This window comes from Nostoc piscinale CENA21 (assembly GCF_001298445.1).
Classification (GTDB): Bacteria; Cyanobacteriota; Cyanobacteriia; order Cyanobacteriales; family Nostocaceae; genus Nostoc_B; species Nostoc_B piscinale_A.
In genome coordinates, this window is record NZ_CP012036.1 from 716,388 (window position 1) to 731,341 (window position 14,954).

Annotated in this window: 9 protein-coding genes and 1 pseudogene; 7 read left to right on the forward strand and 3 right to left on the reverse strand. The window is 39.5% G+C overall.

Annotated features, from left to right (window positions below; genetic code table 11):
- Positions 1-36 precede the first annotated feature (36 nt).
- From ACX27_RS03195 to ACX27_RS03215, 7 genes are all read left to right on the forward strand, one after another.
- Positions 37-3,558: a WD40 domain-containing protein gene (locus tag ACX27_RS03195; RefSeq protein ID WP_062288328.1), complete on the forward strand. Its 3,522-nt coding sequence runs from the start codon at positions 37-39 to the stop codon at positions 3,556-3,558.
- 160 nt (positions 3,559-3,718) lie between these two features.
- On the forward strand, positions 3,719-3,994 hold the full coding sequence (locus ACX27_RS34795) for an IS1/IS1595 family N-terminal zinc-binding domain-containing protein (RefSeq protein WP_256364366.1): 276 nt from the start codon (positions 3,719-3,721) through the stop codon (positions 3,992-3,994).
- Positions 3,995-4,021: 27 nt separating this feature from the next.
- Positions 4,022-4,438 (forward strand): IS1 family transposase, encoded by a 417-nt coding sequence (locus tag ACX27_RS34800; RefSeq protein ID WP_256364399.1) that lies wholly within the window; start codon positions 4,022-4,024, stop codon positions 4,436-4,438.
- A gap of 119 nt (positions 4,439-4,557) precedes the next feature.
- On the forward strand, positions 4,558-4,776 hold the full coding sequence (locus ACX27_RS03205) for a hypothetical protein (protein WP_062288331.1): 219 nt from the start codon (positions 4,558-4,560) through the stop codon (positions 4,774-4,776).
- Between the two features lie 58 nt (positions 4,777-4,834).
- A complete protein-coding gene (locus ACX27_RS03210; protein ID WP_144427388.1) occupies positions 4,835-5,203 on the forward strand; it encodes a hypothetical protein in 369 nt (122 codons plus the stop codon).
- Positions 5,204-5,261: 58 nt separating this feature from the next.
- Complete coding sequence (locus ACX27_RS35590) at positions 5,262-5,357, forward strand: PEP-CTERM sorting domain-containing protein (RefSeq protein ID WP_418006831.1); 96 nt, start codon at positions 5,262-5,264, stop codon at positions 5,355-5,357.
- Positions 5,358-5,452: 95 nt separating this feature from the next.
- Entirely contained in the window at positions 5,453-8,200 is a 2,748-nt protein-coding gene (locus ACX27_RS03215) for a two-partner secretion domain-containing protein (RefSeq protein ID WP_062288339.1), read from the forward strand.
- A gap of 244 nt (positions 8,201-8,444) precedes the next feature.
- Here ACX27_RS03215 and ACX27_RS03220 read toward each other — a convergent pair whose 3' ends face one another.
- From ACX27_RS03220 to ACX27_RS03230, 3 genes and pseudogenes are all read right to left on the reverse strand, one after another.
- Positions 8,445-9,512 (reverse strand): anthranilate phosphoribosyltransferase family protein, encoded by a 1,068-nt coding sequence (locus ACX27_RS03220; RefSeq protein WP_062288342.1) that lies wholly within the window; start codon positions 9,510-9,512, stop codon positions 8,445-8,447.
- Positions 9,513-9,584: 72 nt separating this feature from the next.
- Positions 9,585-10,519 (reverse strand): annotated as a pseudogene (locus tag ACX27_RS03225) (LysR family transcriptional regulator).
- A gap of 411 nt (positions 10,520-10,930) precedes the next feature.
- Positions 10,931-14,833 (reverse strand): CHAT domain-containing protein, encoded by a 3,903-nt coding sequence (locus tag ACX27_RS03230; protein ID WP_158507337.1) that lies wholly within the window; start codon positions 14,831-14,833, stop codon positions 10,931-10,933.
- Between the last annotated feature and the right edge of the window lie 121 nt (positions 14,834-14,954).

Here is a 14,954-nt window from a genome sequence, read left to right on the forward strand (position 1 = left end):
ATCAGGGATAAGTGATAGTTAATACAGTTTTAATACATGGTTTTACAGAATTGGAGACGTAAGCGTGGTGTTGCACTTACTACTAGAGGTTTACAAAAACTTCAGGAGGCAAAACGTAAGTCAGAAGCACAAGAAAATTTCGGCAATAGCTACACATTAGAAGATATCAGCGCACTTTCTGGGTTACATCCTAGTACTATATCTAAAGTACTAAATCGAGAAGGTGGAGTTGATAAAAAAACTCTGGAAAGGCTATTCTTAGTTTTTGATGTCAAAATCAATGAAAGTGATTATTTAAGCTCCAATACTCGTTTAGATTGGGGAGACGCAAGTTTTTTACCAGTTTTTTATGGGCGTAAAGAAGAACTGGCTGCATTAGAGCAATGGATTTTAGATGAACATTGCCAATTTATCGCCTTGTTAGGTATGGGTGGTATTGGTAAAACGGCGCTGGCTGTAAAATTAGCGCAACAGATTCAGGAAGACTTTGAATATGTAATTTGGCGATCGCTCCGCGAAGCTCCACCTGTAAAAGCTATCATCAATCAATTACTGCAATTTTTATCGGAAGAGCAAGAAACAGAAGCGAACTTACCAGAAAGTTTAAGCGATCGCATCTCCAGATTAATTGATTATCTGCGAAATCATCGCTGTCTAGTAATTCTGGACAATGCCGAGTCAATATTACGTTATGGTAGCCGAGCCGGCAAATATCGAGAAGGATATGAAGGTTATGGTGAGTTGTTTAAACGTTTAGGAGAAGCTACTCACCAAAGTTGTTTAATCTTAACCAGTCGGGAAAAACCCCAAGAAGTTGCATTATTAGAAGGTGAAGCCTTACCAGTACGTTCCTTACAACTCAGTGGGTTAAAGGTAGTTGAAGGACAGGAAATTTTAAAAGTCAAAGGACTGTCAGCCGCCGAAGAGGAATGGAAAGCCATGATTGAATCCTATGGTGGTAATCCCCTGGCTTTGAAAATAGTAGCGACAACAATTGAGGATGTATTTGCTGGTAATGTCAGTGAGTTTTTACAGCAAAATACAGTGGTTTTTGGCGATATTAGAGATATTTTAGACCAGCAGTTTGAGCGGTTGTCAGATTTAGAAAAAGAAATCATGTACTGGTTAGCAATTAATCGTGAACCAGTGACACTCTCAGACTTGCGAGAAGATATTGTATCACCAGTGCCACCACAAAAATTGCTAGAGGCTATAGAATCTTTGGTGAGGCGATCGCTAGTAGAAAAAAGCACAGCCACTTTTACCTTACAACCTGTGGTCATGGAATATGTGACTCAGATATTAATAGAACAAGTTTGTGAAGAAATTGTCACTGATCATATTCAACTTTTGAGATGCCATGCTTTAATCAAAGCAAGTGCTAAAGATTACATCAGAGAAACCCAAATTCGCCTGATTCTGAAACCAGTAATTGATGCTCTACTGACTGCATTAAGAAGCAAAAAAAGTATTGAAAACAAATTAATTCAAATTTTAGCCAGACTCAGAGAAGAAGCATCACAAGAACCCGGTTATACAGGTGGAAATATTCTCCATTTGTTGTGTCAATTACAGACAGATTTAACTGGTTTTGATTTTTCCCAACTCACTGTTTGGCAAGCAGACTTGCGGAATGTAAAACTACATAACGTTAATTTTCAAAACGCTGATTTAACTAAGTCTGTTTTTGCTGAAACCTTTGGCGGCGTTTTATCCATCGCTTTTAGCCCCAACGGCAAACTGTTAGCAATGGGTGATACTAATGGCGAAATTCGCCTATACCAAGTTACCGACTGCAAGCAAGTTCTCACCTTTCAAGGTCACACTAACTGGGTACCATCACTTGCCTTTAGTCCTGATGGTAGCATTTTAGCCAGTAGTAGTAGTGATCATACCGTGAAATTGTGGAATCCTCATACTGGTCAATGCCTGAAAACTTTACAAGAACATGAACACGAAGTTTGGACAGTTACTTTTAGCCCAGATGGAAAAACACTAGTAACTGGTAGTAATGATCGCACTATCAAACTGTGGAATGTTAGTACTGGTGAATGCTTGCAAACATTTCATGGACATACAAGTTGGATAATTTGTGTAATTTTTACTCTGGATGGACAGAAACTTGTGAGTGGTAGTGATGACGACACAATTCGGATGTGGGATGTCAACACTGGTGAATGTATCAAGATTTTGCGGGGACATAGTGATGGTATCAGGTCGCTGACTCTCAATCCTAATGGACAGACAATCGTCAGTAGCAGTGATGACCAGACAGTGAAGTTATGGAATATTGACACTGGAGAATGTATTAAAACCTTACAAGGACATCATGCTGCTGTCTGGTCAGTAGTCATTCATCCCCAAGGTCATCTCATCGCTAGCGGTAGCCTTGACCATACAGTCAGATTATGGGATTTGAATACAGGTCAATGCTTGAAAATTCTTCATGGGCATTCAACCTTTGTATTTTCCGTTGTATTTAGTCCCCAAGGTGACTTCCTGGCTAGTGGTAGTGATGACCAAATGATGAAGCTATGGGATGTTACCACTGGTCAATGTCTAAAAACTCTCAGTGGATATACTAGTCAAGTACTGTCAGTTGCTTACAGTCCAGATGGTCAAATGTTGGCTAGTGGCAGTGATGATCAAATGGTGAGGTTGTGGAATGTCAATACTGGTCAAGTGTTGCAAACTCTCCCAGGACATCGTGCTGCCGTTCGCTCAGTGGCTTTTTGTCCCAGTGGTCAGACCTTGGCTAGTGGCAGTGATGATCACACAGTTAAGTTGTGGGATGTTAATACTTGCCAAGTTCTGCAAACTCTTTTGGGACACCCTGCTGTAGTTTGGTCAATAGCTTTTAGTCCAGATGGTCAAATGTTAGCTAGTGGTAGTAATGACCAAACCGTGAAGTTGTGGGATGTTAATACTGGCCAGGCTTTGCAAACTTTCTTGGGGCATCGTGCTGCTGTTCAATCAGTTGCCTTTAGTCCTCAAGGTACCCTGTTAGCTAGTGGTGCTTGGGATCAGACAGTCAAGCTATGGGATGTCAACACTGGTGAGTGCAAACAAACATTAGAGGGTCATACAAATTGGGTTTGGTCGATCGCTTTCAGTCCGAATGGTGAACTGCTGGCAAGTGCTGGTTATGATGGGACAGTCAGGCTGTGGAACGTTCGTACAGGTACTTGTTTGCATACATTCATGGTTTGTGAAAATGGTCTAGTGAAGGCAGTTATTTTTAGTCGAGATGGCAAGATTTTAGCCAGTAGCAGTCCTAATTACACAATTAAATTATGGGATGTTGACACAGGTGAATGTCAAGCAACATTATATGGACATTCAGCTTGGATTTGGTCACTCGCCTTTAGTCCAGATAATCGAATTCTTGCCAGTAGTGGTGCTGATGAAACCATTCGACTTTGGGACATCAATACAAGCGATTGTTTAAACACTTTGAAAGCTAAAAAATTTTACGAGGGAATGAATATTAGAGGAATTACAGGTTTAACGGCTGCGACTATTGCTACTTTAAAAAGACTAGGCGCAGTAGTTGTGTAGTTCAAATAACTAAAACTTACGCCAATAAAATACTTAATCAAGGTGATGCTTGTCAAAAGTCATTAGTAAAAAATCATTCATTTTTGAACTATTGACCATTGACAACCTCAACTCAAAATTTGGCGTTGCATAATGAGAATATGAATTAGGGTGAATCTTCATGGAATGTCCGCGTTGTAATTCCTCTCATATCCGTAAGAACGGTAGACAAAGAGGTAAACAAAACTACATTTGTGCAGATTGTGGTCGTCAATTTATTGAATATCACAATCAAAAGGGTTATGGTGACGAAATTAAACGAGAATGCTTAGAAATGTATGTTAATGGTTCTGGTTTCCGTGCCATAGAAAGAGTAAAAAAAAGTACATCATACAACAGTAATTTATTGGGTGAAACAAATGGGTGGTCAGTTACCAGAACATCCCGAAACAGCTGAAATACCTGAAATAACTGAAATTGATGAATTAGAAACTTTTGTCGGGTCAAAAAAAACAAAATTTGGGTATGGAGTGTAGTCAACCACAAGACTTCGGGGATTTTAGGATGGGTTTTAGGAGATAGAAGTTCAGAAACTTTTCAACAGTTGTGGCAGAGGATTAAAGCGTGGAACTCATATTTTTATGTAACGGATGGCTATCCGGTTTATCCATGTTTTATTAATCAAGAAGACCATCTTGTGTGTAAAACTTATATGACACGAGTAGAAGGTGAAAATAGCAGATTAAGACATTATTTAGCCCGATTACATAGAAAGACTTTTTGTTATTCTAAGTCAGTAGAAATGCTGGAACTCTCTATTAGATTGTTAGTTTATTATCTCCAGCATCGTTGTATTCCAATGCGGGAGCAAAGCCCCCGCGAGGATATAGCGATCGCATAATTCATCTTGTGATTCAGCAACGCCCAAAAAACCAACATCACGATTTTCCAGTTTTGACGGAAATCTAGCTTTTCTCTTTTACATTCAAGACAGTTTTTATAGCCCTGGTGAAAATGTCAATGATCAAATTAGCGTTTGCTATTACTTTGTCAGTATTTCCTGTAATTCTAAGTTTTGTAGAACCAGCCGCAGCACAAAGAAGACTCAGAGCTAATACATACTCTCAAACAGGACAAGACCAACAAAATGCGATCGCTCAGTTCAATTTAGTTGATACAGCCAGAGATGGTAGTGCAATAACTGATACAGTCAGTAACCTAAGATTAGGTCTTTTTTAAAGGAGCCATACAAGACTATGTAGAAGGGTTGGGAGAAATTTGTCTTGGTGTTACTCCGTTGGATTTTCAACCTAATTGCCCTCCTGGTTCTGGTTTTAACGATAGTGGTTTTCCTGTAGATGAATCTGGCTTTTTGATTTTTAATCCAGATATACCCTTTGTTCCAAATGCTGGGTTCATTCCATTTGATGCAGATTTACGGGCAGAATTTATTGAAAATGATTCAGTATTTGAATTTGAAGATGGAGGTATTAGAGACACTATTGCATATAGTATTATTCGTCCAGGAGAAACTGAATCATTGTTAAGTTACCGCTTGGACTTTGCCAGCTTAGGAATTGATCCGAATGAAGCGATCAACAACTTGTCTTATATATTGGAGCAAAATCTCTTAGGCAGAACCCGTCGTACCGAAATTTTTTTCTGATGGTACTATCAGCTTATTTGGTAACGACGTTCTCATCCAAAATCGTTTTGAGCGAGACATACCAAATGCTGTCCCTGAGCCTAGTGCCACTCTTGGGGCTTTAGCTGCTGTGAGTATAGGGTTGCTATTCAAGCTGAAAAAGAAACAAGTTTAAACTAAACCGCAGTCAACCAACGCTACCTGTCTAGGTTGTTGTATTAACAGCACAACTCACAATTCATTCTTATAAAGCTAAAGCTGCTCAAAGTCATGCACATATCTTCATTCAGAATCTGGGCTTCTACCGGAGGTTTTCTGTTATGTCTGTTAACAACTCAACCAACTACAGCACAGATTATTCCAGATACCTCTTTACCTCAAAACTCTATCGTTCCGCCTAATTGTCTCGATTGTGAAATTACAGGTGGTACTAGAGTAGGTAACAATCTTTTCCATAGCTTTGAGCAATTTTCTGTACCTACAGGTGGCGTTGCTTATTTCAATAACGCTGTGACTGTCGAGAACATCATTAGTCGTGTCACAGGTAACTCTATTTCTAACATTGATGGGTTAATTCGCACTAATCCAGCAGCTAACTTGTTTTTGCTTAACTCTAATGGAATTATTTTTGGCCCCAACGCTTCACTTGATGTTGGTGGCTCTTTTATTGCAACTACCGCTAGTAAATTGGCCTTTGCTGATGGCACTGTATTTAACACCACAACAAACGGAACTACACCTCTGCTAACTATCAGCCGACCAATAGGTCTAATATTTAATCAAACGCCCGGTAGAATTGTCAATCAAGCTGCTTCACTAGACTTAGATGACAACCCAATTGGGCTTCAGATACCAGCAGGAAGAACTTTAGCACTTGTGGGTGGTGAGGTAACCCTAGAAGGAGGCTTCTTAACCACACCGGGAGGGAGAATTGAGTTGGGTAGTGTTTCTGGTAATAGTGTAGTTAGTCTGACTCCCATAGAGAAAGGCTGGATGTTAGATTACGCAGGTGTGCAGAACTTTCAAGACATTACTTTAAATCAAGCAGCTTTTATTGGTTCTAGTGATTTAATGGGTGCTGACATCAAAATTCAGGGAAGGCTAGTTTCCATTACTGAAGGTAGTCAAGTTAGCTCCTTGGCTGGAACTGGTGGTCAAGCAGGGAATTTACAAGTAAATGCTTCCGAGCAAGTAGAACTAGTGGGGAATCCAGCAGACTTTTTTATCACTAGTCTAGCTAATGAAGTTGAGGGTGAAGCTACAGGCGAAGGTCGAAGTTTAGAAATTGCTACTAAACGCTTGATTATTCAAGGAGGAGCGCAAGTTTCAACAACTACGTATGGTACAGGTCGAGGAATAAATTTAAATGTAAGAGCCACAGAATCAGTAGAAATAACAGGTAACTCGCCAATTTTTAATGTTCCTAGCGGTCTTTTTGCTGTAGCTGATTTAGACGCTACTCAGAAAGGAGGTACATTAACAATTGAAACTGGAAGTTTGATTCTTAAGGATGGAGCGCAAGTTTCAACTTCAACTTTTGGTGCAGGTGATGCGGGAGATTTAAGAGTAACAGCATCTGACTTAGTGACAGTTGAAGGTAGGACTCCTGATAATTTGCAAGCTAGTGGCTTATTTGCTCAAGTTGAACAAGGAGCCACAGGTGATGGTGGAAATTTGATAATTGAGACGCAGAAGTTAAATGTTTTAGGAGGAGCGCAGATATCCACTTCGGCTCGCAGTGGTGGTAGCGGTGGAAATTTAACTATTGATGCTGGCGATTTTGTCCTTTTGAGTGGGTTTGCATCGACAGCAGACGATTTGAGTAGAAGCAACATTCTGGTTTCCGCAGAACGGGGAGCCACTGAGAATGGCGGCAATTTAAATATTACTACTGGGCGGCTCACTGTCGAGAAGGGAGCAAGAATTTCAGCAGATAACTTTGGGACTGGTCAAGGGGGAACTGCAACTTTAAATGTTAGACAGTTAGTAGTTCAAGATGGCGGCGCAATTAGAGCAGGTTCTTTTGGTGAAGGCCCTGGTGGAACTTTAACTGTAAATGCTAAAGATTTTGTTCAGGTTACTGGTACAGAAATGATCGGTTCTACTGTTGTACCTAGTACCTTGTTTACTCAAGCAGAAGCATCAGGAAAGGCAGGTAACTTAAACATTACAACTCCTAGACTCTATGTTGGAGATGGAGGACGCGTGACAGTTAATGGTGTAGGTTCTGGTGCTGCTGGTAACTTAACTATTACAACTAATGACCTGCGCCTGAATAGAGGTAATTTAACTGCTGAAACTAACGCCAAAGAGGGGGCTAATATCACTTTGCAGGGCTTAAAACTTTTGTTTTTACAAAATCAAAGCCTGATTTCTGCTCAAGCTTTCAACAATGCTAATGGTGGAAATATCAATATCGATGCCTCTAATGGTTTTGTAGTTGCAGTTCCCAAACAAAATAATGACATTATTGCTACTGCCTTTATAGGTCGAGGTGGCAATATTAACATTACAGCCAATAATATCTTTGGGTTTGAAGTAGGTAGATCCAAACCAGGCGAAACAGCAAATAATATTGATGCTAGTTCAGAATTTGGTTTTGCTGGAAATGTAACTATTAATACGCCAGATATAGACCCCAGCCGTGGGTTAGTTAATTTACCTACAAGTGTGATAGATGCTTCACAGGCGATCGCTTCTGGTTGTGCTGCTAATCCTAAGGAGGGTAGCGAGCTTGTTGTTACAGGGCGTGGTGGTTTACCTCCTAGCCCTAATGCAGAACTCAGTAGCGATGTAGTATGGTCAGATACTCGGCTAACTAAAATTAGCAGCGTGACGAATCAAAGAGCAGCGATCGCTATTTCTAATGTTCAGCCCAACACTAACAATGTATTAGCCAATTTACCTGCTAATGGTTGGGTGTTTAATAACAAAGGTGAGGTAACACTATTGGCAAATGCTCCTAGTAATACACCTCAGTATATAGGATTGATTTCTAATAGCTGTTCAAAATCCTGATTGCCAAAGCTTACAAATCTAGGTTAATTCTTTTCTACAACTAACAACGACATCATCTTAGCCCGAACTGACGTTAATTTATCGTAGACGTGCAAGCGGTGTTAGCGTAGCGGTAGCGACGTAGGAGCGTCAGCAGTGCATTGGGCGGCTTTGCCTACTCCCTCACTGACGTGCCAAGAACACCAAGAAATCGTAGAGTCTGTGTAAGTCCTAATTTTGTTTTCGCGCCAGAGTTGGCGAGTAACTAAATATGTTGCAAGGTATTCTCTGAGGCTGACTTAACGATTTGGCTGAGTTCTTGAAGTTTGGCGGCGACTGTACCGTTAGTTAATAGTTCTTCTGTTTTGGCTATACCTGATCGCATATCTGAACAAATACCACTCCGCCAGAGATAAAATCCCCCATTCCATAAGGCTGTTTGCGTTAATTCCCCTGGTTTTCCGAGTAGAACATCTTGAATTTGCGTAATTAGTTCTTCAGTAGTTCCTAAAGGGACATTTTTGGTGGTAAACCCGTAATCGTGAGGTGAAAGAAATAATCTTTCTAAATCTGGGGATGCTGATAAAGCGATAATTGCAGTGCGATCGCGCGGTAAATCACAACTACCTTCTAACCCTTTAATTAAGGTATAGTTTTTCTCTTTCCTTAGCTCTAAAGCTGCTTGAAACATTCCTTCTGTCGGTGGGTGGACAAACCCAGCAATTAAATGAGCATCCCCAGCATAAGGACACCAAATTAATTCCATTGTGGCAAAGGGTGGACGTTTACCGAGTTGGTCGCGGTATTCCCAAATGCTTTTAGTTAAGGGAAAATGATGACGGGTGTAGATAAAGCCAATTTTGGTTTGTTCAAAGACTGCCTGGGTTTGAGGCAAAGATAAAGCAGTCCAATCAACACCTAAACCTTGCCACACTTCTATTAAAGGTAAACCATATTTGGTAGGAAAGCGATCGCCACCGTGCATTACCACAGGCTGTCCAGCCGCCGCGAGAATTAAAGCTGTGACGGGACTAATAGGTGCAGTCCTCGTTCTGCCATCATAAGGTATTCCCAACACCATTACAGGAGATGTAGCGTTGATCGGTTGGAGTTTTGGCCCTAGTTCATCATAAGCATCTAACATTCCTGCCAACTCTTCGCCCGTTGGTCGTTTGATGCGGTGGGCAATTAAGAATGCGCCGATTTGGGCTGGTGTTGCTTCTCCCAGCAAAATCATTTTAGTAGCGATCGCAGCTTCCGCACGAGTTAAATTTTCGCCTGTGTGATTACCACTGCCTACCTTTTTTAGTAGTTCCCTGAAGATATTGCTCATATTTGGTCACGGGTCATTTGTCAATGGTACAAACTATTGACCATTGACTATGGACTGTTGACTAATCATACTTCAGGAAGCCGATCGCTGTTCTTTTGATTGCGGCGGAATATTTTCTAACACCAGTTCCCAAAAATGTTTAATCGGGGGAATTTGCAGGCGGTCTTGGGTTGTGACCATAACAACACGACGAGTCAAGCCAGAATTATCTAAGGGATTATTCGCTAAAGGACGCACAGCTAAAGTTGAGTCGTGACGCGACTCGACTAATGCGGAAGTCGGGAGTAAGGCAATTAATTCACCTTGACGCACTACACCACGAAACGCATCTAGGGTATTTACTTCTAAAGCTGCATGGAGTGTGGCTTCTAAACGCTCAAATTTATCTTGGACTAACCGCTGCATTCCATAGCCATCTTTAAATACCACTTGGGGATAACGCACCAATCTGACCAAGGGATGCGTTCATATTGGGCAAGAGGATGGTTGGCGGCGGTGAGGACTTCGATTGGTTCATCGTATAAAACCTCCACCACCATTTCTCTGCCAGTGGTTAAAAAGCGATTATTCATCACGATCGCTAAATCTACTAAACCATCTTTGAGAACCTTCAGGGCGCGATCGCTCCCCAAAGATGTTACCCGCAACTGGACTTCAGGATAATCTCGGCAGAACTTTTGTAATATTGGCGGTAAGTAAGAAGCACAAAGAGAATGAATCGAAGCAATGCACAACTCTGGTTGCTTACCCGCCATTAAATCTGCTAATTCTTGGGTCGCAACTTGCCACTCCTGACAAATCTTGCGGACACGCGGTAATAAACGTTCCCCGCCCAAGGTTAATTTAGCATGAGTGTTGCGGTGAAACAATTCCACACCCAAATCAGCCTCTAACGCTTGGATTTGGCGGCTGATAGTCGATTGAGTAACACCACATTGTCGGGCGGCTTGTTGGAAGCTGCCACTGTCTGCGATCGCCAAAAAAGCTTGCAACTGTTCTAGTCGCATGTGAATGTAGCCTGAATTACATTTACGGCTCTCATTAAGTTAACGGTTTTCCTTCCAAAATTTAGTAGAGTTTGCTACATCTGCTAACAATTGACATATTTTAATAGAAATTTAACTTTTGCTTGTGATCTCATTGAAGAAGGCAGAAGGCAGAGGGCAGAAGGGACAAATCAGAAGGGGATTCGACCCCTCCTGATTTAGAGCAACTGAACTCTCGTTCAGTGGGGTTTTTAAACCCTTGCTCCCTTTGGTCGCAGCAGAGGGCAGAGGACAGCATTCCTTCTGCCTCCTGCCCTCTACCCTCTGCCTTTCTTGATAAACAGACCATAAGAAATTACTACAAGGCTTGTGGTATTGCTATTCTTTCTTTTTACTTTTAACTTTTAACTTTTGCCTTTTTTTCCTAGTCTCTTAATTCCATTCCCCTTGAAAGACAAACGCAGACCAATAATAAGGCGCATTCCATTGAGGATCTCGCCACATCTCTAGTTGGGCTTGTCGCAGTGCAGATGAGGGTTTTAAGCCTTTTTGTAGTATTGCCGAGTAAAACTTGGACATCAACAATGCCGTACCTTCATCAGCTACGTCCCACAAACTAGACACAACACTTTTACCACCGGCATACATCAAACCGCCTGTGAGTCCGACTAAACCTTCGCCTTTAACAGTTTTTCCTAGTCCAGTACGACAACCGCTTAATACTACCAAGTCAGCAGATAATTTGAGGTTAAAAGTATCAGGAATAGATAACAAGCTTCTTTGGACATCCCCTACTTCGTTCACTACAGACATGACCATACCCGATCTTTCTGGTCTTTGGCTATCGAGAATCCCGTGAGAAGCGAAATGCACAAAGCGATACTGACTAATCTCTGGGTTGATAGCTGCTTGACGATTCGCTGCGAAGTCGAATTTGACCAATTTTTGCGAATTTGGAAATAACGACAGAATTTCGTCAGCTTCTTGGCGTGTACCGGTTAATCGCTCATAGAGTTCTTCATCGTTAGACTTGGTGAAGCGCGATTTTAATCGTTCATCGTTGCGGCTAAAAACTGGGTCAGCAAATATAGCTAAACTTTTACTGGGTTTGCGAGAATTTTGTCTATTTCTAATCACAGCCAGAGTAGAAACTGAGGGTAAACCAACGATTTCATGTTTAACCAGTAAAGGTTCGGGTTTGTCTGCTGGAGAATTGGGATGAGGGAGAGCGTTGAAAGGAATATATTGGAGGATGCCATCAGCCACGATTAATAAGCGTTTTTGTCCTAGTTGATTTGCAACCTGTCCCAAAAGTATTTGACTCAACTGTTGGGATGATTGGCGATCGCGCAATGATGGATTGGGAGAAGAAACTGCTGTATAAAATTTTCTGGCTAAAGGCTCTATTTCCGAAATCTTGGGTAATTGATAACTGCTAACACCAGTTTTACTAACTAACCATAAGTAACTATGCTCTTCTCCTAATAGATATTCTAAAAGTAAGGTGTCATCATCTAAAATTTGTTTTTGAATTTGCTTAATTTCTACTGGTTTAGCTAATTCAACTGCTCGCACATCTAATTCTTTTTGATTTTGTTTGCCCAATCTTGAAGTTTGATTTGTTCTATTAATTATCGCTAATAAACTGCGAGCATGAGAGCGTTCACTAGCTTGAAAACCTTGAATATCATAACCTACTTGCGGATTTTTTTGATGTAACTTCATTAATAAATCCACATAAAACGCATAATAATTTTGTTTTGATTCTAAATATTTAGCTAAACTAGTATAAGACCGATATGTTGTTATTCTCAGTACAGGTTTATCTTTTTCTTCTCGTTCAGCATTCTCAATTTGAGCGCCTTCTGATTCAACCGTGGCAATTGCTTTTTCTATTTGTGCTTGTGCTTTCTGAAAATTGCCACGTTCGCGTTCTAACATAGATAAACCTAAGTAAACATCAGCTTTTTGGATATTTTTTTTATTGGCTTGGGCTTCAGTTAATGATTGGTTAAAAAATTCTTCTGCTTGCTGATATTGACGATTTTTTAAATAAGATTTACCAATTAAATATAGTATTTCTTGTCTATCGTTATTCAAGCTAACGCCAAGAAATGGTGGTGCAGACAAAGCTTTTTGGTATGCTGCTACAGCTTCAGTGTTTCTTCCTACATCAGTTAAAACTTTTCCTTTTTCTTTACCTAAGTAAGAGATAACGAAGCCAGAGAACTGAGTAAATTGTGGGTAAGCTTTTTCTAAAGATTGGTATTCTGTTTCTAGTATGTTTATTGCTTCTAATTTTAGTTGATTATCTTTGGAAAAATAAGCATCAGCAGCAGATAATAAATTATTAATAGATTGAGCATAAGGTTGTTTAGGATTTTGATTAAATTCACGTAGAAATTCTTTTAGTAATGGTCTAAATTTCGGCCAGATATTTTCAGCAAATTTATCATTGTTACTACCATCTTCTTCTGATGTTAAAGCTGAATTAAAAAACGGTAAAAATGCTGGCAGTAATTGTGTGATTTTATCACTGTTTTCGGGTTCTATATTAGATAGTAACGAAGTCAGTTTTAGGATAAAATTGTTAAGATTATTAGCTGTTATCTCTGGTTTATCTACTTCATTATATAACCTAATTTTTGGTAGTTCTGGTAATGTCCTTAATAAAGCCAAAGATGACTTCTTAGTATCCTTCTTATCCTCTATTTGAAGAGCGTCAACTATTTTTTCAAAATTAATAGCTCCCCAAATTTTTTCGGCATCACTGAAAATATACAAAGCCTGTTGATAATCGGCAAAAGCTTGATAAATACCACTAATATTGAAAAGTGTTTCAGCTTCCCAAAGACGCACATCTGGAAGAGGTAAGTATTCTAAAGTTTCACTATTACCTATTTGTACGCCTGAAATTCCACTAGTACCTTTAGTACTAGATGTAGCAATTCCAAAATATAGAGAACTAGTTTTAATTGATTTAGAATCTTCGTCTGTCTTGTTAACTCCAATTTTAGCTAGGCTAGGATTTTTACTAAACTTCTGCCACATTTTCAGTGCTTTGGTATATATTTCCATCGCCATTTCTTTTTCATCTAGCTCTCGATAATTTAGAGCTAAATTATTTAAAGTCAAAGCTTCCCAAAATGGCATTTTTAATTTCTGAAACAGAATGAGTGATTGATTGTAATTTTCAATTGCCTGTTTATATTCTTGAATTTTATTATATGTATTACCTAAGTTATTCAAAACTTTAGCTTGTCCAATTAAATCTTGCTTATGCTGAAAAATCTTCAGGGCTTCTTGATATTTAGGAATAGCCTTTTTTTGGTCATCTTTTTCTTTTAAGTCAGCATAAATATTAGCAATATTGTTGGTAGCATTTGCAATTCCTAATTCATCCTTGTTAGCTTGGGCTTTATTTAAAGCTTGTTGATTAACAAAAAATTTCTCACCTAGCTTCTCGGCTAGTTCATTTTCTTTAACTTTAATAATTGCGATGAATTTGTTTTTATCTTTACCTGGTTCAAAGGCAACTTCTACATTCTTAAATAAGCCAAAATCAAATAAATGCTTTATTTGTTGCTGTGTTACCGATTTTAGAAATACTTGTCCCGGTTTAATATTAAACTCTTCTATAATCAATTTTGCAGGAATCTTCCCTTCAATGGGTTTACCATCTTTATCTATTTCTTTATCGTCGTCTGTTAAAAATTTAACTTGAATATCTTCAATTACCCCTTCAGCAATTTTTAGTTTGACAACACCATTGTCATCAACTTGTGGCGGGCCAACTACACTTGCCAAGATATAGCCTTTATCTTGATACCATTTATATAACTGCGCGATATTATTTTGCAATTTATTTAAATTTAAAGTGCTACCGTAATCTTTACTAAAAATGCTATTAACGACTTGTGGCGATAGTATGGTAGAAGCTTGAGGTACAGCAGTTAGTTCTACTTTTTTTAAAACGGGGTTAGTTTTGACAATAAAAGTTACACGTACCCCTAATGGAGTATCGGCTGGTTCGGCTCTGACGTTAGAAAACCACCCTGTAGCGAAAATGGCGTTGATGTCTTCTTGTAATTGCGATCGCGTACTTGTTTTACCTGGTTTAATCTTAATTGTTTTGTAAACTAAATCTTCTAAATTTTCTGGTGCGCCTTTTACTACTACTTCTGAGACAAGTACCTTTGGTTCTGCTTCTGTTGGTGGCTGTGGTTGCGTACTAGGAGATGGTTGAGATGATGACTGTGCTAAAGCAATTAAAGGAAACACCCCAAGAAACTCTGATATTAAAAGTAGATTGATGAATATAATTAAACTTCTCATAACACTGCACCTAAGCCAGAGAATTAATGTATTTCTTTTGCCATTCTGTTGAGTTCTTTGCAAATTTCGAGCTAAAAACTTGTTTTTTATCATAAGGTTATTTGACATCATTTGTAACAAT